This is a genomic window from Bacillus sp. LR--39 (genome assembly GCF_053613335.1).
In genome coordinates, this window is record NZ_JBSIOT010001698.1 from 1 (window position 1) to 503 (window position 503).

Consider the following 503-nt stretch of genomic DNA (forward strand, 5'->3'; position numbering starts at 1 on the left):
GTTTTTCTCAATCCACTTTCTGCGCGGCTCTACTTTGTCTCCCATTAACGTCGTCACACGTCTCTCTACACGTGCCGCATCGTCAATTTTGACCCTAACAAGTGTGCGGGACTCCGGATTCATCGTCGTTTCCCACAGCTGGTCTGCGTTCATCTCTCCAAGACCCTTATATCGTTGAATGGTATAGCCTTTGCCGACTTTTTTCAGGACATCACCCATCTCTTCATCAGACCATGCATATTCAATGATTTCCTTCTTCCCGCTTCCTTTACTGACCTTATATAAAGGTGGCAGCGCAATGAACACCTTGCCATGCTCAATGAGCGGTTTCATATAGCGATAGAAAAAGGTAAGAAGCAGCACTTGAATATGGGCGCCGTCAGTATCGGCATCAGTCATAATGATGATTTTGTCGTAGTTGATGTCATCGATTGAGAAATCTGCCCCGACTCCCCCGCCGATCGCATGAATGATCGTATTGATCTCTTCATTTTTAAAGATAT

At 45.5% G+C, this 503-nt stretch carries 1 protein-coding gene; it reads right to left on the reverse strand.

What is annotated here, in order from left to right:
* The coding region (locus ACWHAR_RS32615) for a toprim domain-containing protein (RefSeq protein WP_452089119.1) at positions 1-503 on the reverse strand (503 nt) is incomplete at both ends.